The organism is Streptomyces odontomachi (assembly GCF_024435355.1).
GTDB classification, from domain to species: Bacteria; Actinomycetota; Actinomycetes; order Streptomycetales; family Streptomycetaceae; genus Streptomyces; species Streptomyces odontomachi.
The window spans coordinates 234,718-255,943 of sequence record NZ_JAMJWG010000001.1 but is presented as its reverse complement, the minus strand read 5'-3'; the positions used below and the strand labels follow the sequence as shown (position 1 = coordinate 255,943).

Here is a 21,226-nt window from a genome sequence, read left to right as displayed (position 1 = left end):
TCACCTCTCGTCTGGGGCGGGTGTCAGGGCGGCCGGTCCGTAGCCACCGCCCCCACCGGTGGTGATGACGATCTTGTCGCCGGTGTTCAGGGTCTCCTCGTACACGCAGCTCAGCTCCTCGATGCGGCCGTCGGCGCGGTGGATCGCGAAGTGCCCCGTGCCACCGGGGCCACCGCCGTTGATCCCCTGGGCACCCACGCTGTGCCGGTCGGCGTAGCCCGCGACCGAGACGCCGTCCGCGGTGGCCAGATAGGTCCGCCGGATCCCCCGGCCGCCGGTGTGCGTACCCGTGCCGCCGGAATCCGCGACGAGCGCGTACTCCTCGATGCGGAAGTGGTCGAAGTCGGTTTCCAGGGCCTCGACGGGCGCGTTGGCGCAGTTGGAGATCGGGTTGTCCAGGCCGTCGCCTCCGCCGTGCTCGGCGCAGGCGCCCCAGCCGCCGCCCAGGATCTCCAGGGCGACCTGGTAGCCGTCCCGGCCGCTCTTGCTGACCGCGATCGCCGTCGTGGTGTCGAACCCGGTGGCGACCGCCCGCTCGGGCAGGGCCTGCCCGAGCGCCCTCACCACCGCGTTGAAGACCCGGGACGCCGGGGTGAGCCGGGCGCGGACCGCTGCGGGCGGGCGTGGGTTGAGCACCGAACCGTACGGCGCCGACACGCTGATGGGACGGTTGCAGCCCTCGTTGAAGCCGATGTCGGGGGCTTCGAGCATGCAGCGCACCGCCGACTGGACGGCCGAGACCGTGGAGGCCCAGGGGCAGTTGACGTTGCCGGGGATCTGCTCGGCGCTGCCGGTGAAGTCGACGCGGATGTCGCTTCCGGTGACCGTCACACGGGCCGTGATACTGGCTGTGTCGCCGCCCCAGGGGGTGGTGTCGAAGGTCTCCGTCGCCTCGTACGTCCCGTCCGGAATGGAATCGATGGCGACCCGCACGCGCTTTTCCGCGTAGTCCTTGACGTCCGTCATGGCCTGCGACACCTCGTCGCTGCCGTGCCGTGCGATGAGTTCGGCAAGCCGCCGCGCGGCCGTCGCGTTCGCTGCGAACTGCGCCTGTAGGTCACCGATGACGGCGTCCGGCACGCGGACGTTCGCGGCGATGATCTGCCGCACGAAACCGTTGGGGTCGTTGAAGTCCCGTGCCACCGAGAACCGGGAGAGGGGCAGCCGCAGGCCTTCCTGGTACAGCTCCGTCGCGTGCGCCGACAGGCCGGCGTGCGAACCGCCGATGTCGACGTGGTGCGCGACCGAGGCCCCGAACCCGGTCAGCTGCCCGGCCACGAATATCGGGGTGAGCAGGTAGATGTCCTGGAGGTGCTGACCGCCCTGGTACGGGTCGTTCATCAGCAGCGCGTCGTCCTCGGTGAGGCTCGTCAGGTCGATGCGCTCGGCGACACCGCGCAGCGCCAGCGCGATGCCTGCGGTCATGATGGGGATGCACTCGGCCTGGGCGACCACCTCGCCCCGTGCGTCGGTCAGCGCGACGGAGAAGTCCCGCGCCTCCCGCACGATGGAGGAGGTGGCGGAGCGCCGGAGGTTGACGGCCATCTCACGGCCGATCGCGTCGAGGCCGGACTTGATGACGCTGAGCTGGCTGGGGGTGAGACGCATGATCAGCTCCGTTCCAGGACGAGATTGGTGTGCTCGTCGACGCGGGCGGTCCAGCCGGTCGGCACGAAGGTCGTCGAGGTGCCGTCCTCGAGAACCGCGGGCCCGGGCTGTTCGGCACCGACGGCGAGGCTCCGGCGGGAGCGGAAGGCGGCCTCGACCGCCGCGCCCCCTTCGATGACGGGCTGCACGGCGACCGGCAGCGACGGGTCGATGTCCACGGTGAGCAGGACCAGTTCGGGCCGCGGCCGGGTGACGGTCAGCCGGATGGTGACGATCTGCACCGCTCGAGAGGTCTCCGCGTGCCCGTAGCGACGGGCATGGGCAAGGTGAAACGTTTCTTCGAACTCCTTGGCCGTCGTCTTCTCGGCACGCGGCAGGTCGACGGCCATCTCGAAGCCCTGCCCGTGGTAGCGCATGTCCGCGGAGAACGCGAAATCCGCGTCGTGCAGGGGAATCGACTGGGAACGCAGATGTTGCTCGGCCGTGTCCCGCAGCCTGTTCAGCGCCGGGGCGAGCCCCTCGGGCGGCAGCGCGTCGAGGTCGGTCAGCTGCGTGACGGCGAACTCTCGGCGGAACCCGGCGGTCAGCAGTCCGTAGGCCGACGCAAGACCGGCGTGCGGCGGGACGATCACGCGGCTCATCCCGAGGTCCTCGGCGACGGTGGCGGCATGCAGGGGGCCGGCACCGCCGTACGCGACCAGGGTGTAGGACTCGACGTCGTGGCCGCGCTCGGTCGTGGTGACGCGGATGGCGCCGGCCATCGCGACACTCGCCAGCTGGAAGACGTCCTCGGCGAGCTGCTCGACCGACCGGCCGAGGCTGCCGGCGAGCGGGCGCAGGGCGTCACGGGCGGCGTCGGTGTGCAGGGTGAGCCGCCCTCCGAGGAACGTCTCGGGACGCAGCAGGCCGCGGACGACATTGGCGTCCGTCACCGTCGGCTGGGTGCCGCCCCGGCCGTAGCAGACCGGCCCCGGGTCCGCGCCCGCCGACCGTGGTCCGACGGTGAGCAGCCCACCGCTGTCGACCGCGACGAGGCTGCCGCCTCCGGCGCCGACCGCGGTGATGTCGACCATCGGGACCCGCACGGGCAGGCCGTCCGCCGTGACCTCCGTGGTCAGCTCGGGCCTGCCGTCGTGGACCACGGCGACGTCGGTGCTCGTACCGCCCATGTCCAAGGTCACGATGCTGGTGACACCGGCGTTCCGGGCCACCGCGATCCCGCCGGCGACACCGGCCGCCGGGCCCGAGCGGAGCATGCTCAGCGGCGCCGAGCCCGCCGCGTGCGCGGGCACCATGCCGCCGTTGGACTGCATGACATGGAGTTCGGCGACCTTGAGCTCGTGCGCCGAAGCCTCCAGTTCGGACAGGTAACGCGAGATACGCGGCCGCAGGAAGGCGTCGATCGTCGTGGTCGTGGTGCGTTCGTATTCACGGAACTCACGCGCGCAGGCGCTGGACAGCGAGACGACGAGATCGGGGAACTCCGCCGCGGCCAGTTCCGCTATCCGGCGCTCGTGCGCCGGTGCCGCATAGGAATGCAGCAGGCTCACGGCGACGGCGTCCACTCCGGCGGACACGAGCGCCGTGAACGCCTCGCGCACGCTGTCCTCGTCCAGCGACAGCAGTACCCGTCCGGAGCGGTCGATCCTTTCGGTCACCTCGGCGACCCGCTCCCGCGGCACCAGGGGCTCCGGTTTGCGATAGGCCAGGTCGTACATGCTGGTGCGGTCCTGGCGCTGGAGTTCGAGCACGTCCCGGAACCCGCGGGTCACGATCAGGCCGACCCGCGCACCCTTGCGCTCGATCAGCGCGTTCGTCGCGACCGTCGAACCGTGCAGCAGTACCGCGCCCTCACGCAGTTCCTCGGGCAGGTCGCCGAGGCCGGCCGTGACAGCCCGGTCCGGGCTCGCCGGGGTGGAGAAGACCTTGTCGGTCGCGCGCAGGACGCCGTCGTCGTCCAGGACCACGAGATCGGTGAAAGTTCCGCCGCATTCGACGCCGATGCGCACTACACCCTCCTTGGATGGACAGGCACGGACAGCTACGGATAGCTGTGGACCTGGACAGATAACGGGAAACGGGGTGGATCAGTAGCTGGGTGGTGCCATCGCCCACAGCACCATCGCCGTGTCCCCCGCCTTTTCCATGACTCGATGCGGTTCACTGCTGGAATAGGTAAGGGAATCCAGGGCCGCCAGGTGATGCACGGTCTTTCCGACCGTCACCTCGACCTCACCGGAGACCACGAACAGCAGTTCCTCCGACTCGCCGTGGCTGTAGGGCTCGACACCGGTGGAACCGCCCGCCTCGAACACGCCGAGGAACGCTTCGAGGTGGTTGAACTGCTTGGGTGTCAGCCGGACCTTCCGCCCGGACACCCCGAACGAGAACCCCTGCTGATCGGTGAACCGACGCACTGCGGGCGACCGGTCCCAGGTGAACAGGTCGCCCACCTCGAGGCCGAGCAGCGCCGCGATCTTCTGAAGGGTCGCGATGCTGCCCGAATGGACTCCCCGCTCCAGTTGCGAGACGAACCCCTCCGACAGGCCCGTCGCCTCGGCTACCTGACGGAGCGTCATGCGTAGCGCGAGCCGTCTCCGCCGCAAGCGCGCCCCGACGCTGTCGGTGTCCTGCGATTCCACCGTGCCCCCTGCCGCCGATGTGACCACATCCTCCGTTCACTGCGGCGACAGTACACACCACTGAGGCACCTCACAAGACCTCTGTGGTTCTTCCTCAGAATTCTGAGGTTGACGTGTGGCGGTGGTCGAGGCCCGGCTACGCCTCGGCTTTCCGGGTGTCCAAGGCCATCAGCGCGACGTGCAGGGACGTCCTCGACTCCGGGGATTCGAGCGAGACACCGAGGATGCGTTCCAGCGTGCGCAGACGGCTGTAGAGCGTCGGACGGCTCAGCCCGGTGACCGCGGCGGTGCGTGCCTTGGTACCGCCACCGTCGAGATGGGTGCGCAGCAGGGGCAGCAGCGGCACCTGCGCCCGGGCGTCGTGCTCGAGGAGCAGGCCCAGTTCCCGTTCGACGAACGCCTGGACCCGGTGATCGTCCTTCAGCAGCGTCAGCAGACCGCGCAACCGGACGTCGGTGGAGCGCAGCAGCCGCCGCAGTTCGCCCAGGCCGAGGCCCACCTCGGCAACGTGGTCCGCCTCGGTGAGGCCGTGTGCGGCCCGGACGAGGCTCGGCGCGGCAGGTGCCGTTCCGGCGACCCAGCTGTCCGCCGTGCCGGGGTGCATCCGTTGCCGGCGAAGGTTTTCCACGCAGGTGGCGAGCGCGCGGTCCGGCTTCGCGCACGAGAAGAGCGCGGCCACGGTGCCTTCCCGGGCCAGCGAGACGATCGCGGTGTGCCCGGTGGCCGTGATCGACCGGCGGACCGCGGCGAGGAGGGCCCGGTCCGACGCGCTCTTGCCGATCGCGTCGCCTTGGAGGTGGCGGGGTGAGCGGACGACCAGGGGCACGTACTGGGCGCCGGCCGAGAGGCCCAGGGCCGCGGCGCGCGCGAGCGCTTCGGCGTCGTCGGTGATCCGTCCGGCGCGCAGGTCGTCGAGGAGCCCGCCGTGTGCGTGCCCGACGAGTGCGTCGCGTTCCTGCTGGATCATGCGGTGCAGCTGGAGGGACTGTGCCGCGCGTTCGAGGACCATCATGGCCCGGGCCGGGTCGTCGGCGCGTTCGGGGAGGACGAGCCGGGCCCAGCGCTCGGGTCCGAGGCCCACGCCGACCGCCGACCAGCCGGCGTCCGGCGCCGAGGCGCTGTCCGGCGCAGACCCGGTGCGGCGGGACCGCTCCGCCCATGCGTCGAGCAGCCGCGCGGCAGGCTCTCCGGCGGCGCAGAACGCCAGCACGTGCCGGTTGAGGTCCTCCAGCACGAGCGGGGCACCGAGGATCTGCGAGGCCCGGGTGACGATGTCGGTCATCGAGGCGCGGGCGATGTTGAGCGAGGTGAACACCTCGTGCGCGGTGCGCGCGAACTCCACCTCCTCGTAGCGGTCGGCCACGATCAGCTCGTGCACCTGCTGGGTGACCTCGACGAACCGGATGGGCCGGGCCAGCACCGCCACCGGCAGGCCCGCGGCGTCGGCCGCCTCGCCCAGCCGCTCGGGCACCGCTTTCACGTGCGTGCCCAGTTCGACCACCAGGCCGACGGCGCCGTGGTCGGCGAGGACCCGCAGATACGCGGCGACCTTCGCCGGCTCGCCCAGCAGCGGCAGCCCGGTGGTCAGCACGAGCTCACCCCCCTTGAGCAGACCGGCGGGATCGCTGGACTCGCTGATGTGCACCCAGCGCACCGTCCGGTCGAGACCGCCCCGGCCACCGATCACCTCGGGCCTGCCCGCCTTGACCAGCGGAAGCCCGAGCACCTCGCGCACGGTCGGAATCATCGCCCCAGCGTATCGACACTCTGTAAAGAATCCACCAGTGATCCATACAACATGTCGGCCCGCTGACCGGCAGGGTCAGGGGAGGCGGACAGCGCCGGCAGTCGCTTTCGAGTGAGGACGGACCATGGCAGACGGCACCACGGCACGGATCGTGCACTGGGCGGGCAACCAGCCCTACCCGGGCGGCAGCGGGGATTACGCGCCGGTCACCAATCCGGCCACCGGCGAGGTCACCGGTGAGGTCGCGCTGGCGGACGCCCGGGACGCGCAGCACGTCATCGCTGCGGCGACCGCCGCGTTCCCGGCCTGGCGGGACAGCTCGCTGGCCAGGCGTACGACGATCCTGTTCCGGTTCCGTGAACTGCTGAACGAGCGCAAGGACGAACTCGCCGCGATCATCACCGCCGAGCACGGCAAGGTGCTCTCCGACGCGCTCGGCGAGGTGACCCGCGGCCTGGAGGTCGTCGAGTTCGCGTGCGGGATCCCGCATCTGCTCAAGGGCGGCTTCAGCGAGAACGCCTCCACCTCGGTCGACGTCAGCTCGATCCGCCAGCCGCTCGGCGTGGTCGCGGTGATCTCGCCGTTCAACTTCCCGGCGATGGTGCCGATGTGGTTCTTCCCGGTGGCGATCGCGGCCGGGAACACCGTCGTGCTCAAGCCGAGCGAGAAGGACCCGTCGGCGGCGCTGTGGCTGGCCCGGCTGTGGGCCGAGGCCGGGCTGCCGGACGGGGTGTTCAACGTGCTCCAGGGCGACAGGGCAGCGGTCGACGAGCTGCTCGTCCATCCCGACGTCAAGGCGGTCAGCTTCGTCGGCTCCACCCCCGTCGCGCGCCATGTGTACGCCACGGCCACGGCGGCCGGCAAGCGGGTGCAGGCGCTCGGCGGCGCGAAGAACCACGCCGTCGTGCTGCCCGACGCCGACCTCGACCACGCCGCCGACTCCATGGTCAACGCCGGTTTCGGGTCGGCGGGCGAACGCTGCATGGCGATCTCCGCGGTCGTCGCGGTCGGCGCCATCGGTGACGATCTCGTGGCACGGATCGCCGACCGGGCCCGGACGGTCCGGACCGGCGACGGCACCCGCGGCACCGACATGGGGCCGCTGGTGACGCGGGCGCATCGGGACAAGGTCAGGGCCTACGTGGACCAGGCCGAGCGGGACGGCGCGAAAATCGTCGTCGACGGCCGCCAGGTGCGTCCGGAAGGCGAACCGGACGGCTTCTGGCTGGGCCCGACCCTGCTGGACCGGGTGCGCACCGGGATGAGCTGCTACACCGACGAGATCTTCGGACCCGTGCTGTCGGTGCTGCGCGTGGACACCTACGACGAGGCCCTGGCCCTGGTCAACGCCAATCCGTACGGCAACGGCACCGCGATCTTCACCGGCGACGGCGGCGCCGCGCGACGGTTCCAGAACGAGGTCGAGGTCGGCATGGTCGGCATCAACGTGCCGATCCCGGTGCCGGTCGCCTACCACAGCTTCGGCGGCTGGAAGAACTCGCTGTTCGGCGACACCCATGCGCACGGCACCGAGGGCGTGCACTTCTTCACCCGCGCCAAGGTGGTCACCAGCCGCTGGCCGGTGACGAGCCAGGGCAGCGTGGACCTCGGCTTCCCGCGGAACATCTGAGAAAGGCGAGCAGACATGACCGAACGGCACCTCGGCCCGGAAGCCGCCCGCACCTACGAACTGGACCGCCGCCACGTGTTCCACTCCTGGTCGGCGCAGGCCGCCCTGGACCCGATGGTGATCACACGGGCCGAGGGCAGCCACGTCTGGGACGGGTACGGGAACAGGCTGCTGGACTTCTCCTCGCAGATGGTGAACACCAACGTCGGCCATCAGCACCCCCGTGTGGTGGCCGCCATCGCCGAACAGGCGCAGCGGCTGTCGACGATCGCCCCGCAGCACGCGAACGACCAGCGTGGCGAGGCGGCACGGCTGATCGCCGAACGCACCCCGGGGGACCTGGACCGGGTGTTCTTCACCAACGGCGGAGCCGACGCGAACGAGCACGCCGTGCGCATGGCGCGGCTGGTCACCGGGCGACCGAAGGTGCTCACCCGGTACCGCTCGTACCACGGCGGCACGCAGACCGCGATCAACCTCACCGGCGACCCCCGCCGCTGGTCCAACGACAACGGCACCGCGGGTGTCGTGCGCTTCTTCGGGCCCTACCTGTATCGCAGCCAGTTCCACGCCACCACCGAGCAGCAGGAGTGCGAGCGCGCCCTGGCACACCTGGAGCAGGTGATCGAGCTCGAGGGCCCCCGGACGGTGGCGGCGGTGCTGCTGGAGGCGATCCCGGGGACCGCCGGGATCATGGTCCCACCGCCCGGCTATCTGGCCGGGGTGCGGGACCTGTGCGACCGCCACGGGATCGTGCTGATCGTGGATGAGGTGATGACCGGCTTCGGCCGGACCGGCTCCTGGTTCGTCAGCGCCGACGAGGGCGTGGTGCCGGACCTGCTGACCTTCGCCAAGGGCGTGAACTCGGGTTACGTGCCCCTGGGCGGGGTCGCGATCTCCGAGCGGATCGCCGACTTCTTCGCGCGGCGCCCCTACCCCGGCGGCCTCACCTACTCGGGCCATCCGCTGGCGTGCGCCGCCGCCGTCGCCGCGATCACGGCGATGGAGGACGAGAAGATCATCGACAACGCGCGGACCATCGGAGCCGACGTACTGGGCCCCGAACTGGCCGGGCTCGCCGCGCGGCACCCGAGCGTGGGCGAGGTACGCGGGCGCGGTGTCTTCTGGGCGATCGAGCTGGTCGGCGACCGGGAGGAACGGACCCCCGTGGCGCCGACGGGCGGCAGCAGCCCGGTGATGGCCGAGGTGGTGCGCACGGCCAAGGAGCTGGGGCTGCTGCCGTTCACCAACTCCAACCGGGTGCACCTGGTACCCCCGTGCACGATCACCGAGGCCGAGGCACGGGAGGGGCTGGCCATCATGGACCGGGTCCTCGACCGCGCCGACGAGCTGGTTGCCGAGGACCGGTGAGGCGAGCCGGGCCTGCCGCACCGCCGCGGGTATACGGAAAGACGCGGGCGTACGGCAACCGACTACCTCCGTCGGCGCCTGGGGAAAAGCGGATGCGGCGGCCGGGCGGGCTGGCTACCGTCCGGGCGTGGCCCACACCTATCCCCCGCTGAACGTCGCAGTCCGCACGCCGCGCCTGACGCTGGCCGGCGCGTCCGACGAGCTGCTGGAACTCCTCGTGCCGCACGTGCGGGCCGGAGTCGCCGACGCCGAGCCGTGGCCGTTCGACGACCCGATCTCGTTCTATGCCGACAGCCCCGAACGCGAATGGCAATGGCTGCGCGCCATCTGGGCGGGCCGTGCTCGCGTGAGCCCGGACTCGTGGCGGCTGTACTTCGCCGTGCTCGTCGACGGCGAGCCGGCCGGCATGCAGGACCTCATCGGCACGGACTTCGCACGGTTCGGCACGGTGTCCAGTTTCTCGTGGCTGGCCCCCGCCAGCCGCGGACGGGGGCTCGGCAGGGAAATGCGGGCGGCGGTCCTCCACTTGGCCTTCGCCGGGCTGGGCGCACGCGAAGCCGGCAGCGACGCCTTCGTCGACAACGAAGCATCCCACCGCGTGTCCCGTGGCCTCGGCTACGAACCGAACGGCACGGACTGGGACACCCGTCGCGGCGAGCCCGCGCGGATCCAGCGGTGGCGGCTCACTCGGGACGCGTGGGAACGGGTCCGCCGGGACGACATCGAGCTGATCGGCGTCGAGGAGTGCCTGCCCGTCCTGGGTATCGGCTAGGGCAGGAGCCGTGCCACCTGGTACTGCCCTGGCGTGCGGACAGAGACAGCAGGTGGCAGCGGGCGCTGGACCGCCGGTTCCTCGGCACGCGTCAACCGGCCGGCACCCTGCGGCCGGTTGACGCTGCGGAAGGCATGCTGCCGGCCGGTCAGCGCGAGCCGGTGGGCACCCTGCCGGACCAGATGTCGATCACCACTTGGTGGTGACGCGGGAGTACCGCCCGCGTGCCGGCGGCGTAGTTCCTGTCGACCTGCGCCGCCTCGGCCGCGTCCGGCGTGGCGTTCGTGCAGGACGTGCCGGGGCCGTGGCCGGACATGATCTCCGAGCACGGGCCGCTGTAGTCGTCGAGCAGCCCGAGGATGTGCCCGGTCTCGTGCGCCGCGATCCGGATCGTGTCGTAGCCCTCGTCCACCGCTTGCTGGCCCAACTGCACGTCTCCGTTGCCACCGGGGAAGATCGGCCCCAACGTCGACTGCGGCCAGCCGCTGGTCGCCTCGTAGACGTAGTCGGCTGAGCCGGGGGTACTGGCCGGCTCCAGGCGCACGTTGTGCAGCACGTCGTTCCAGTTCTGCGCCGCCTGATCGATCGCGCCCGCCCACTGACCGGCATCGCCGGTGTCATAGGTCAGGGTGACCACCGCCGCAGTCGCGTGTGGCGCGGACTGCGCCGAGGCGACGCCCACCGTGGTGCTCAGCAGGGCCGGGACGAGTGCCGTCAGGACGGCCATTGACTTGATCATGAGACTGATGCGCCTCCTTGATTCTCGGCTGCTACCCGCAGTAAACGAGTTCGTGGCAGACACGACAACGTCTCTGCCGGCGATCTGGCCTCGGTCGCTGCCAAGTTGGCTCAACCTGAGCTGACGGTTGCGGATCGAGGAGGAGTGCGCATGTGGCTGACGCACGCCGCGTCGGCCGGAGCGTCGATCACGGTACCGCTGAGGCGCTACGCTGAGGCCGCTGCGGCAGAACATGCCTTGTGGGACGCGGGAGGGTTGGGAAGACTTGTCGTCGATGCCGGGGAACATCGGACAACCCGCGTCCGCAGGCTTCATCGGCGGTTATGCGCTTCTCGGCAAGCTTGGCAGCGGCGGCATGGGCATCGTGCACCTGGGAGAGTCGTCCTCAGGACGCCGGGTCGCGGTCAAGGTCGTTCACGCGCAGTACGCGCAGGATGAGGAGTTCCGGGTCCGCTTCCGGCAGGAAGTCGCGGCTGCCCGCCGGGTCAGTGGGGCGTTCACCGCACCCGTCGTGGATGCCGACCCCGACGCGGAGCAGCCCTGGATGGCAACTCTGTACGTGCCGGGCCGCACGCTGAGCAGCGTCGTGGCGGAGGAAGGGCCGCTGTTCGGGCGTGCGTTGCGTCTGCTGGCGCTGGGTCTGGTCGAGGCGCTGCGGGACATCCACCGGGTGGGCGTGGTGCACCGTGACCTCAAGCCCGCCAACGTCCTGATGGCCGAGGACGGTCCACGCGTCATCGACTTCGGCATCTCGCACGCGGCCGATCACCAGGCCCTCACCGTGACCGGGCGGATGATGGGCACACCGCCCTTCATGTCGCCGGAGCAGTTCGCCTCGCCCCGCGACGTCTCCGCCGCGTCCGACGTGTTCTCGCTCGGCTCCCTGCTGGTGTACGCGGCCACCGGCAAGGGCCCGTTCCATGGCGACAGCCCGTATCTGACGGGCTACCGGGTCGTGCACGGCGAGCCGGCCCTGGACCGTACTCCACAACCGCTTCGTTCCATCGTCGAGCGCTGTCTGGACAAGGACCCGCACCGGCGGCCGGGACTCGACGAGTTGCAGGAGCTGTTCTTCTCGCTGCCGGACACCGCCCTGCCCCCGCCGCCGGCCGGGGCGCCCACCGCGGCACAGCCGGTCGGCCAGGGGACGCTGGGTGCGCGGGAGAGCCACGAAGCGCCTGACACGCGGGCAGAGACGCAGGGCAGTACACGTTCCCCCGGACGGGGGCGGCGCCGGCCGAGTCGGCTCGTCCTCGCCGTCGGCGCCGCGTTGGCCGTCACCGTTGCAGGCGTGTCGGCGTACTACTTCACCTCGGACAAGTCGAACACGTCGGACAAGCAGCCCGGCGGCGCCGTCGCCTCCGCCGCCCCGGTGTCACTGCCCGACGGCTGGCGGTCCTGGCGGACGGATCTGACCGGACCCGTCAAGGAGTCAACGGCCGTCAACGTCGACACCGTGGACTCCGGTTGCGTGGCAGGCGGGTCATCGGTGTACTGCGCGGGGACCGGCTTCACCGTCGCGCGGATCGATGCCGCGACCGGCCGGGTCCGATGGCGGTTCGGCGACAGCAGCCAGGCCGCAGAGCGGCCCCTCGGCGTCCGGGGCCGACTCGTGTACGTGTCGGTGCCGCCGGACGAGGACTCCGTGTACTCGGCCCAGCAGCTCGTGGCCATCGACACCGCCACCGGCCAGCAGGTCTGGACCCGCACCGTCGACGCGGGCCACCCCGCCTCCCTGTTCAGCGGTGGCGTCCTCGCGATGCCGGACGGCGCGAAGGAGTTCGTCGCCCTCGATGCCGCCACCGGCAAGGACCTCTGGCGCGCCCCTGCGACATCGTCGCAGGGCACCGGCTGCGCCCCTCTCGCGCTGGCGGGCGCCCCCTACGGTCTGTGCACGAACGCGGAGGACCCCTTCAAGGGCAAAGTCGGCTTCCTGCGCCTCGATCCCGCCGACGGCACCCCACAGGAACTGAGTCCACTGCCCCTGACGGTGGAACCGCTCGGCTCAGCCGCGGGACGGCCGGTCTTCGCCGTGCTCGCAAGCCAGGACGCTGCGGACGACAACAGGGACGACGCCCCGCACTCGGCCCTCCTGAGCGCCGACCCGCACTCCGGATCCCTCACCCGCGTGCCCCTGAAGAGCACCGTGCAGGGGACGCCCACCCTCATCGACGGCACCGTGTACTTCGTACGTCCGGACGGCACGGTCACCGCCGTCGACGCCACCAGCGGCAAGCAGATGTGGCAGAAGAACACGCAGGTGGAAAACCTCTCGGCACCCACCCGGTCCACGACCTACGGCACCCTCTACTTCGCCAACCGCTACGGCCGGTTGGTCGCCCTCGACCGTGCGACGGGCGCCACCCGGTGGACCACGAAGAAGCTGGACGATCCCGGGTCCTCGGCGGAGAAACGGATGCCGAGCGTCATCCTCGTGCGGGACGCGATCGTGGCCGTGGCAGGTGACACGGCCTTCTCCGTACGCCCTGATCAGCCCCGCCCGCCGGCGAAGTAAGTCGAGATCAGGGGCGGGGGTCCTCCGTTCGCCGCGTCGCCAACTCCTGGTTGAGCGCGTGCAGGAAGCCCAGCACCGTGCGCCGTTCGTCGCCGGAGAGGCCCTCCAGTACGACGCGGGTGCTGTCGGCGAGGGGATGGAAGAAGGCCCGGGCCACGGCGGTGGCGGCCGGTGAGTGGTCGAGGTGGACCACCCGGCGGTCCTGAGTGTCCCGGGACCGGCGAACGTGTCCGGCCCGCTCCAGGCGGTCCAGGCAGGCACTGACCGCGCCGGAAGTGAGCTGGAGGTGGTGGCACAGCGCGCTCGGCGTCATGGCGGACCCCTGCGAGGTGGGGGCGTCCATGATGGCGATGAGTGCCTGCACGTCGGTGGGGTGCAACCCACGGGACCGGGCGAAGTCGTGGGCGACGCGGTTGAACTCGCTGTTCATCAGGCGCAGTTCCCTGGCGAAGCCGCTCAGGTCGACGTCGTCGAGAGCCGCTTGTTCGCCTTCGCCGTCGAGTGGCATGCGTACAGTCTAGTAAACCTTCATCGTCGAGATACTTCACGGTGGAGTCACCGCCCGCTCACCTCCGCGCCACCCCTGGGAGAGTCCATGACAAGCCAGCCCCGATCGTTCCGCTGGCTGGTCCCCGTGGTCGTCCTCGTTGCCTGGCTGGGCATCGGTGGAACGCTCGGTCCCTATGCGGGCAGGCTGAGCGAGGTCGCCACCAACGACCAGGCCGCGTTCCTCCCGCAGGGCGCGGAGTCCACCCGGGTCCTCGACAGGCAGAAGGACTTCCGGCAGGGCGAGACCCTGCCCGCCGTCGTGGTGTGGACCGGCGACGACGGCCCGATCACCGCGAGCCAGCGCGCCCGGGCCGGCCGGGCGCTCGCTGCCGCGGCCCGGGTGGACGGGGCGGTCGGGGCACCTTCACCCCTGCTGCGCGCCGAGGACGGCCGGGCCCTTCAGGGCGTGATCCAGCTCCGGCCCGACCTCGGCAGGAAACTGCCGGACACCGTCGCCGCGCTCAGGTCCGAGGTGAACGTCGTGGACGGGTCCCGTGCTCAGATCGCCGGCCCCGCCGCCACCCAGGCCGACCTGTCCGACGCGTTCTCCGGCATCGACGGCCTCCTGCTCGCCGTGGCACTGGTGGCGGTGCTGGTGATCCTTCTGCTGGTCTACCGCAGCGTCCTGATGCCGTTCCTGGTCATCCTCAGCGCCGTCTTCGCCCTGGGACTGGCCTGCGCCGTGGTGTACACGCTCGCCCGGCACGACGTGGTGCGCGTCGACGGCCAGGTGCAGGGCATCCTCTCCATCCTGGTCATCGGTGCAGCGACTGACTACGCGCTGCTGCTCACCGCCCGGTTCAGGGAGGAACTGGCCAGGCACGGTGATCGGTTTGCTGCCGCCCGCGACGCGCTGCGTCGCTCCGTGGCCGCCATCGCCGCGAGCGCCGCCACCGTCGCCCTGGGCCTGCTCGCACTGCTCCTCAGCGACCTGACCAACAACCGGGCGCTCGGGCCGGTCGGAGCCATCGGCATCGTGTGCGCGGTGCTGGCCACCCTCACCTTCCTACCGGCGGTACTCCTCCTGCTCGGCCCTGCCGCTTACTGGCCGTCACGTCCGAGCCCCTCCGGGTCGGGTGGCGGTGGGCATGCTCTCTGGCGTCGTGTCGCCGTCCGAGTGGACCGCGGCCCGCGGCCCATCTGGGCGGGCACGCTGGTCGTGCTGGCGCTCCTCGCGTCGTTCGCGCCGACGCTGCACTCCGCGGGGGTGCCCCTGGACGAGACCTTCATCAACAAGGCGTCCTCGGTCGAGGCCCAGCACGCGCTGGACGCTCACTTCCCAGGCGGGTCCGGGCAACCCGTCGTACTGATCTCCCGGGCCGGGCGGGCCTCGGCGGTGACGAGAGCAGCCGAGGCGACGGAGGGCGTGAGCGAGGCAGCACCGGTCGGGGCGGGTGGGCGGCCGGGAGGTCCGCCGAAAGTCGTCGGCGACCGGGTGGAGATCGATGCCACCCTCCAGGACGCCCCCGACAGCAACGCGGCGAAGGACACGGTCCGGCGGCTGCGGAAGACCACGCATGCCATCCCGGGCGCCGACGTGCTGGTGGGTGGCTACACGGCCCAGCGGTACGACACGCAGACCACCGCGGCCCATGATCGGACCATCATCGTTCCGGTGGTGCTGCTCATCATCCTCGTCATCCTCATCGGGCTCCTGCGATCCCTGATGCTGCCGGTGCTCCTGGTGGCCACGGTCGCGCTCAACTTCGCAGCGACGCTCGGGGTGTCCTCGCTGGTCTTCCGGCACCTCTTCGGCTTCAGCGGCACGGACGCCTCGGTGCCGCTGTACGGCTTCGTCTTCCTCGTGGCCCTGGGCGTGGACTACAACATCTTCCTGATGACCCGGGTGCGCGAGGAGTCGCTGCTCCACGGGGTACGCGAAGGCGTGCAGCGCGGGCTGACCGCCACCGGCGGAGTGATCACATCGGCTGGGGTGGTCCTCGCCGCGACGTTTGCCGCGCTCATCGTCATCCCGTTGTCGTTCCTCGCCCAGATCTCCTTCATCGTGGCGTTCGGCGTGCTGCTGGACACTCTCGTCGTCCGTTCCCTGCTCGTCCCCGCCCTGGTCCGCGACATGGGCGTCCGCGCCTGGTGGCCCAACGCACCGAGGCCGCGTGCAGGAGACCGGCACCGATGAGCGGGGCCTGGTCTGCACCCGAGGTGGCCGCGGGTTTCGCCGGTCCCCGTTGTCGCACGGCGCGGCGAAGCTCGCTATGGGAAGGTGTCCGCATGACAAGTCGACTACTTCCGCTGCGTGTTGGTGACGTTGACCTCCTGGTCGAGACGGTCGCAGTCGCCGGGTCGGAGCCGACCTCGCGGTTGCGGAACGCGAGCGGACGGGTCGTGGACGCCTTCGACCACGCGCGTGACGCGATCGTGGAGATCGCCTCCGCCACCGGGGAGGCCATCTGCCGGCTGAGGCACGAGGCAACCCGCCCCGAGCAGGTGGAGGTGGAGTTCGGGCTGAAGTTCTCCACACAGGGCAACCTCGTGGTCGCCGGCGCGGCCGGCGAAGCATCGCTGGTGGTCCGGCTGAAGTATCCCGCGCCCCGAGCTGAGCAGAGCGGCACCGCAGCCGACCGCGCCGACTGACCGCCCGCGGCGTATGCCGGGACGGGACCACGCACCCGAGACGGAACTGCGCACCTGGCTGCGCCGTCCGTAAGGAGATGTACGCGGCAGCGGCGTTCGCGGAGAGACGGGAGCGCAAAGGTGGTGGACGCGGTGGCGGACGCGAGGGTCCCCGGCTTCCTGGGCCGGATCCTCGACGTCGACGGTACGCCCGTGGGTACCTGCTTCCAGGTGTCCCCCGGCGTGCTGGTGACGGCGGCGCACGTCCTCGCGGACCTCGGATGCGACCGGACCGGTGCGTCGTTGTCCGTGGACGCCCTGAACGGAGCAGCGCAGCGCGCGCCCGCGCAGGTGGTGGCGGTCGACGAGCCCCGGGACCTCGCTGTGGTGCGCCGGGCCGAGCCGCTGGCGGAGTCGGTCCCCGTCTCCATGCACCCGGTGGCCTTCCAGGCGGACGTCGTCGTGACCGGCGTCGCCGAGGTCGACGACCCTGGCCACACCTACCAGTCGCTCGATGCCTCGGGGAGCTGGCAGGGCGGCACCGTGCGGGATGGCCGGGTGATGCTGTGGCGCGTCAGGTCTGCGGACGTCATGCCGGGGATGAGCGGTGCCCCCGTGCTGCGACTGTCGGATCGTGCTGCCGTCGGCGTGGTCTCGGCGCGGTACAACAGCGCGGACGGCTGGCTGCGGGGCTCCGTGTGGGTGGCCCGGGTCGAGGACGTCGCCGCGTTGTTGTCGACCGTTCCTGGGATCGACGTGCGTCGGCGGCTGGTCTTCGCCGACGAGGTCGGCACCGTGCTGTCCCTCCGTACCGTGGACACCGCCCTGGTCCGCGGACCGGCCGGCACGATGGCCGCCCGCGGCGCCCCGGATCCGGGGCCCGCCCCAGGCCGGGCGGCGCACGAAGGTGTCGGGGGCCTGAATGAGGCCGCGGTGGAGGCCGCCCGTGCGCTGATGGCGCTGGACGACGCGTACCGCGGCGTCGGCGGGGCCGTGGACGCGGCGGAGTGGCTCCTGTCGCGGGCCGTCGCCCACGGCCGATGCGCAGGCGACGTCGTACGGGACTTCCGGCGCCGCACCCGGCTGCGCGGGCTCGACCCTCGGGTGCTGCTGCTCTCGCACCCGGAGCACGAGGAGGCCCTGTGCCGCTGGTCGGCCTCGCCGGACGGCGTACGCCCGCAGAACGACCCGTACGGCACCGAGCCACCGGACACCGAACTGAACGGCTCCGGCCCGAGCGACTCCGCACCCCAAACCTCTTGCACGCTGCTCGACTCCCTTCGGCACGTCCTGGTCGACGAACTCTCCGGAGAGCTCTTCGTCGAACTCTCCGCAGTGTGCCGGCGGCAGTTGCGGGCGGTGCTCACCGACGGCCGGACCCCTCACCTCGAGGCCTTCCTCACCGCCCTCACCGCACGGCTCCCGGCGCTGCGTACGGCCTCCACCCGCGCCGTCATGATCCGTACGCCGGATCCGGACCCGAACCGGGACCCCGACCTGAACCGGGACCCGAACCCCGCCCAGGGCCAGCACGATGGGACGACCACCGCCGCCCCCGTGGCTGCCGAGGTCGAGCGCCGCGCACGGCGGGCCTCGGTCGCAGCCCGGATGTGCCGCCTTCCCGATCCCGATCCCTTCGTTCTCGGCCGTACCGATCTGGTTGCCGACGTGGTCCGCAAGGTGCGCAGGGCCATGGCACGACACGGCAAGGCGACCGCGTTCCTGTCGGGGCAGCCGGGCGTCGGCACCTCCACCGTGGCCGTCGAGGCCGCCCGCGCACTCGTGCCGGACTTCCCCGGCGGGGTCCTCCACCTCGACCTCCACGGCCTGGTCCCGAACGCCCGAAGACCCGCCCTCACCGCCGCGCGGATGGCGGCGGAGGCGCTGGGGCTCGACGCCGGCGCGGACCTCGGGGCGGGGGAGCGCCTTGGCGACGCCGCGCTGTTCGACCGGTTCGCTGCGGAGCTCCACGGCCGGGGGGTGCTGCTGGTGCTGGACGACGCCCTGGACGCCGCCCACGTCGCTCCCCTGGTGAAGCCCCCGGCCACCTGCGCGGTCATCGTCACCTCCCGAGACCGCGTCCAGGGCTACGCCGACCGGTCGCTCGTCTTCCGCGTGGAGCCGCTGAAGCGCGACGCCGCGGCCCGGGTGCTCGCCGCGTGCGACCCCGAGCGCAGGCACGACCCTGCCGTACTGCGCAGGTTGGCCCGGCTCTGTGCGGACGTGCCGCTGGCGCTGCGGATGGTCGGCGGACGGCTGGCGAGCCGCCCCGACCTGCCGGTGGACTACCTGCTGCACCTGCTGGAGGAGGAAGCGACCCGGCTCGACTACCTGGACTCGGGCGACCGAGCGGTGCGCGCGGCCATCAGGCTCAGCTACGACAACCTGGACGCCGCGGCACGCCGCACCTTCCGGTTGGTTGCCGCCGTGCCCGGCGCGGTGACGACCGGCGAGGAACTGGGCGCCTGCCTCGCCGCCCCGGCGCTGCGCCAGGAGCTGCTCCTGAACAGGCTCGTCGACCGCAGCCTCGCCCGACACGCCGCCTTCGTTCCCACCTTCTCCGGCGGCGTGCTCGCCTCCTTCGCGCTCTTCGACCTGGTCCTGCTCTTCGCCAAGGAGCGCCTGGCGCAGGAGGAGCCGGAGGAGGACGTGCATGACGTCACGTACCGCTCCGTCGCCTTCCTGCGCGACCGGCTCGGCCGGATCAACCGGGAAGATCCCGACGCGGAGCTGTCCGGTGCCCTCGACCCGGCCCGCTTCCACGCGGCGCAGCGCATGGCGGAGGAACGGGGATGGCTCGATCTGGCCCTGGAACTGGCGGAGGGGGTGACAGGCCTGTACCGGACACGCGGCGAACTCGACGGCGAGGTCGCGGCCAACGACGTACGCGTCGCCCTCCACCTGCGCCGCGGGGAAGCGGCCGAAGCCGTACGACTGTGCTGGGACAACGCGGAGCTGCTGCGGGACACCGACGGTGCGCGCGCACTGGGGCACGCGCGACGGGCCCGTGACATCGCCGGGTCCCACGGCCTGCCCGCAGGCGCTGCCGAGGCCGACTTCGTGATCTCGCTCATGCAGTGGAGCCAGGGCGACGCAGCGGGTGCCCTGACGTCCGGCCGGCGCTCGGTCGCGGCGCTGACCGCCCTGGGCCTGGCGGCCACCGCCGTCCCTGTCGCCGTCAACAACTCCAAACTGGCCTTCGAAACGGCGGGTCCGGAAGAGGCCGGCGCCCTGGCGCGCCAGGCCCATGAACTTGCTGAGGGACACGGCACCGCGGAGCTACGGGCGTCGGCGCTCTTTCAAAGACAGCGCGCGGAGCTGTGGATGGGAAACCACTCCGAGGCGCTCGTACTGGCGCAGCGCGCCGTCACCGCGTGCACGAGGATCGGCGACTGGTGGTCCGCGGCCGTCGCGTGCGGGAACGGGGCGCGTGCGGCAGAAGGCCTCGACGACCACCGGACCGCAAAGGACCTGCGCGCCCGGGCCGTCGACCACTGGCGGCGCTGCGACACCCTGCCCCACCTCGTGACCGCCCTGATCGACCTGAGCGCCGCCCACGTCCACCTCGACGAGCCGGCACGCGGTGGGGAGGCACTGACGCGCGCGGTCGCCGCGCTCGACCGGGCCGACGGCACGAGCGTATCCGCCGCCCTGAGCTCGGAGCTGCGGCTGCGTCATGCCGCGCTGTACGCCCTTTTCGACATCGCCCCACCCGGCACGGGCCTCGGCAGCACGCCCGAATCGGCCGGTGAGGGCGCAGCGTACGACGGCGATCCGGACCCGGATGTCGAACGCCTCTGGACCGCCCTCCGCCGCTACCGCACCACCGGCACGGGCCGTGGCCAGGCCACGCAGGCGGCCCGCCAGCTGCTTCCCACCCTCACCCGCCATCCGCCCTCCGGCGAGACGTGGCTGCACGAGACCCTGGGCACCGAGCCCGCCCCACGTCCGTCACTCGGCACCGCCTGACGCCTCGTACGAAGCCGGCCGCGTGCGTGCACCCGGGCGGGTGTGCGCTGCGAGGCGACGTATCCGTACGCGTCGTTGGTGCCGCCGAGCGCCGTGCGAACGGCCTCGAACCGTACGCCTTCGCCGGCGGAGGCGTACGACCACGCATCCGCCTGGTCCGATGCCACCGGCGACTGACGAGTCCTGCGTGGGCCGCCGCGTCAGCTGCGCGGGGCCGTCCCGATACGTCAGTCGGGATACCGGACCCGCGCCAGACAGTACTGATCCACGCCTTCCAGTCCACCGCCGGAGGACGCAGACCTCAGATCGCTGCTGCGAAGCTCGTGCGACCCCGCCCGCCTAGGATGAAAAGCCTCAAGGTCGAGCAGTTCCCTGCCGAGCTGCATTCATCCTGGGGGGAACGATGAGCAGCCCTTCCTCAGATTCTGGTGTCGACTCCCGCTCCGGGGACGAGCCCACCACTGAGAACCGCGAAGCCCCCGGCGCTTCCGACGTCGAGCCGGCCGAGCCTCGGCGCGGGCAGCTCGGGGAAGTCAGACGATTCGGACTGGGCATCCACACCTGGAACGTACTCGGAGCAGTAGCGGGACTCGCCTCGGCGATCACCGGCCTCTACTTCGGCTTCCACACCTCGTCTCCGCGATTACCGGCACCGCAGAAAGCCACGCACTCAGCCGCCCCGAAGCCGACGACTGCATCCCCGTCAAACGGCTCCGACCTCGCCTTCGTCCGCCCCTCGAAGGGCCTGATCCCACGTTGTACCAGCATGAGGGGAACAGGCCGCGCGCCCAACGGCTACCGCACATGGGTCGCGTTCCGCAGTGAGACCGACCGCGAGTACTACCTTGCAAGCGTGGCCGTCGATGCTGTCGACGCGAACACCTGGCAGAGCACCAAGGCGATCGTGGGTGAGGCGGCAGCCGTGCACGCCAGATTCCACTTCTACGCCTTCAACGCACCCGTCTCAGACGACGCAAAGCTCACCGAACTCAGCTACGGCACACCCGTGAAGGCACTCCCCCGGCACCGCGGACGAGTCGCCACCGTGGTCGTGGCACGCAACGGCACGGACACTGCCCCCTGTACGTACTAAGGGCCGTCCCGCCAGTCGTC

Annotated in this window: 14 protein-coding genes; 8 read left to right on the top strand and 6 right to left on the bottom strand. The window is 71.3% G+C overall.

The window, feature by feature from the left end:
- The 4 genes from NQO67_RS01030 to NQO67_RS01015 form a co-directional block, all read right to left on the bottom strand.
- On the bottom strand, positions 1–1,608 hold the full coding sequence (locus NQO67_RS01030; RefSeq protein ID WP_255945333.1) for a hydantoinase B/oxoprolinase family protein: 1,608 nt from the start codon (positions 1,606–1,608) through the stop codon (positions 1–3).
- A 2-nt stretch (positions 1,609–1,610) separates the two neighbouring features.
- Positions 1,611–3,617, bottom strand: a complete 2,007-nt coding sequence (locus NQO67_RS01025) for a hydantoinase/oxoprolinase family protein (RefSeq protein WP_255945332.1) — start codon at positions 3,615–3,617, stop codon at positions 1,611–1,613.
- A 78-nt stretch (positions 3,618–3,695) separates the two neighbouring features.
- Entirely contained in the window at positions 3,696–4,250 is a 555-nt protein-coding gene (locus tag NQO67_RS01020) for a helix-turn-helix domain-containing protein (protein WP_255945331.1), read from the bottom strand.
- A 136-nt stretch (positions 4,251–4,386) separates the two neighbouring features.
- Positions 4,387–5,997: a PucR family transcriptional regulator gene (locus NQO67_RS01015; RefSeq protein ID WP_255945330.1), complete on the bottom strand. Its 1,611-nt coding sequence runs from the start codon at positions 5,995–5,997 to the stop codon at positions 4,387–4,389.
- A 124-nt stretch (positions 5,998–6,121) separates the two neighbouring features.
- Here NQO67_RS01015 and NQO67_RS01010 point away from each other — a divergent pair, with 124 nt between their 5' ends.
- From NQO67_RS01010 to NQO67_RS01000, 3 genes are all read left to right on the top strand, one after another.
- A complete protein-coding gene (locus tag NQO67_RS01010; RefSeq protein WP_255945328.1) occupies positions 6,122–7,627 on the top strand; it encodes a CoA-acylating methylmalonate-semialdehyde dehydrogenase in 1,506 nt (501 codons plus the stop codon).
- 15 nt (positions 7,628–7,642) lie between these two features.
- Positions 7,643–8,998, top strand: a complete 1,356-nt coding sequence (locus NQO67_RS01005) for an aspartate aminotransferase family protein (RefSeq protein WP_255945326.1) — start codon at positions 7,643–7,645, stop codon at positions 8,996–8,998.
- 127 nt (positions 8,999–9,125) lie between these two features.
- Positions 9,126–9,770 (top strand): GNAT family N-acetyltransferase, encoded by a 645-nt coding sequence (locus tag NQO67_RS01000; protein WP_255945324.1) that lies wholly within the window; start codon positions 9,126–9,128, stop codon positions 9,768–9,770.
- Positions 9,771–9,918: 148 nt separating this feature from the next.
- On the opposite strand, the gene NQO67_RS00995 is transcribed toward NQO67_RS01000, so the two are convergent.
- Positions 9,919–10,509, bottom strand: coding sequence for a snapalysin family zinc-dependent metalloprotease (locus NQO67_RS00995; RefSeq protein WP_255945322.1), 591 nt, complete (start codon positions 10,507–10,509; stop codon positions 9,919–9,921).
- 274 nt (positions 10,510–10,783) lie between these two features.
- Here NQO67_RS00995 and NQO67_RS00990 point away from each other — a divergent pair, with 274 nt between their 5' ends.
- On the top strand, positions 10,784–13,024 hold the full coding sequence (locus NQO67_RS00990; RefSeq protein ID WP_255945320.1) for a serine/threonine-protein kinase: 2,241 nt from the start codon (positions 10,784–10,786) through the stop codon (positions 13,022–13,024).
- A gap of 7 nt (positions 13,025–13,031) precedes the next feature.
- On the opposite strand, the gene NQO67_RS00985 is transcribed toward NQO67_RS00990, so the two are convergent.
- Entirely contained in the window at positions 13,032–13,532 is a 501-nt protein-coding gene (locus NQO67_RS00985) for a MarR family winged helix-turn-helix transcriptional regulator (protein ID WP_255945318.1), read from the bottom strand.
- A gap of 87 nt (positions 13,533–13,619) precedes the next feature.
- On the opposite strand from NQO67_RS00985, the gene NQO67_RS00980 reads away from it, so the two are divergent.
- The 4 genes from NQO67_RS00980 (at position 13,620) to NQO67_RS00965 (ending at position 21,206) form a co-directional block, all read left to right on the top strand.
- Positions 13,620–15,710, top strand: a complete 2,091-nt coding sequence (locus NQO67_RS00980) for an MMPL family transporter (protein ID WP_255945316.1) — start codon at positions 13,620–13,622, stop codon at positions 15,708–15,710.
- A gap of 92 nt (positions 15,711–15,802) precedes the next feature.
- Positions 15,803–16,165 (top strand): CU044_2847 family protein, encoded by a 363-nt coding sequence (locus NQO67_RS00975; protein WP_255945314.1) that lies wholly within the window; start codon positions 15,803–15,805, stop codon positions 16,163–16,165.
- Positions 16,166–16,297: 132 nt separating this feature from the next.
- Positions 16,298–20,113, top strand: a complete 3,816-nt coding sequence (locus tag NQO67_RS00970; protein WP_255945312.1) for a trypsin-like peptidase domain-containing protein — start codon at positions 16,298–16,300, stop codon at positions 20,111–20,113.
- Between the two features lie 766 nt (positions 20,114–20,879).
- Positions 20,880–21,206, top strand: coding sequence for a hypothetical protein (locus NQO67_RS00965; RefSeq protein WP_255945310.1), 327 nt, complete (start codon positions 20,880–20,882; stop codon positions 21,204–21,206).
- Positions 21,207–21,226: the final 20 nt, after the last annotated feature.

Coding starts and splice junctions, on each gene's coding strand:
- NQO67_RS01010 (WP_255945328.1), top strand. CDS start 6,122: ATGGCAGACGGCACCACGGCACGGATCGTGCACTGGGCGGGCAACCAG.
- NQO67_RS00995 (WP_255945322.1), bottom strand. CDS start 10,509: ATGATCAAGTCAATGGCCGTCCTGACGGCACTCGTCCCGGCCCTGCTG.
- NQO67_RS00980 (WP_255945316.1), top strand. CDS start 13,620: ATGACAAGCCAGCCCCGATCGTTCCGCTGGCTGGTCCCCGTGGTCGTC.
- NQO67_RS00975 (WP_255945314.1), top strand. CDS start 15,803: ATGACAAGTCGACTACTTCCGCTGCGTGTTGGTGACGTTGACCTCCTG.
- NQO67_RS00965 (WP_255945310.1), top strand. CDS start 20,880: ATGAGGGGAACAGGCCGCGCGCCCAACGGCTACCGCACATGGGTCGCG.
- NQO67_RS01015 (WP_255945330.1), bottom strand. CDS start 5,997: ATGATTCCGACCGTGCGCGAGGTGCTCGGGCTTCCGCTGGTCAAGGCG.
- NQO67_RS01005 (WP_255945326.1), top strand. CDS start 7,643: ATGACCGAACGGCACCTCGGCCCGGAAGCCGCCCGCACCTACGAACTG.
- NQO67_RS00985 (WP_255945318.1), bottom strand. CDS start 13,532: ATGCCACTCGACGGCGAAGGCGAACAAGCGGCTCTCGACGACGTCGAC.
- NQO67_RS00990 (WP_255945320.1), top strand. CDS start 10,784: ATGCCGGGGAACATCGGACAACCCGCGTCCGCAGGCTTCATCGGCGGT.
- NQO67_RS01030 (WP_255945333.1), bottom strand. CDS start 1,608: ATGCGTCTCACCCCCAGCCAGCTCAGCGTCATCAAGTCCGGCCTCGAC.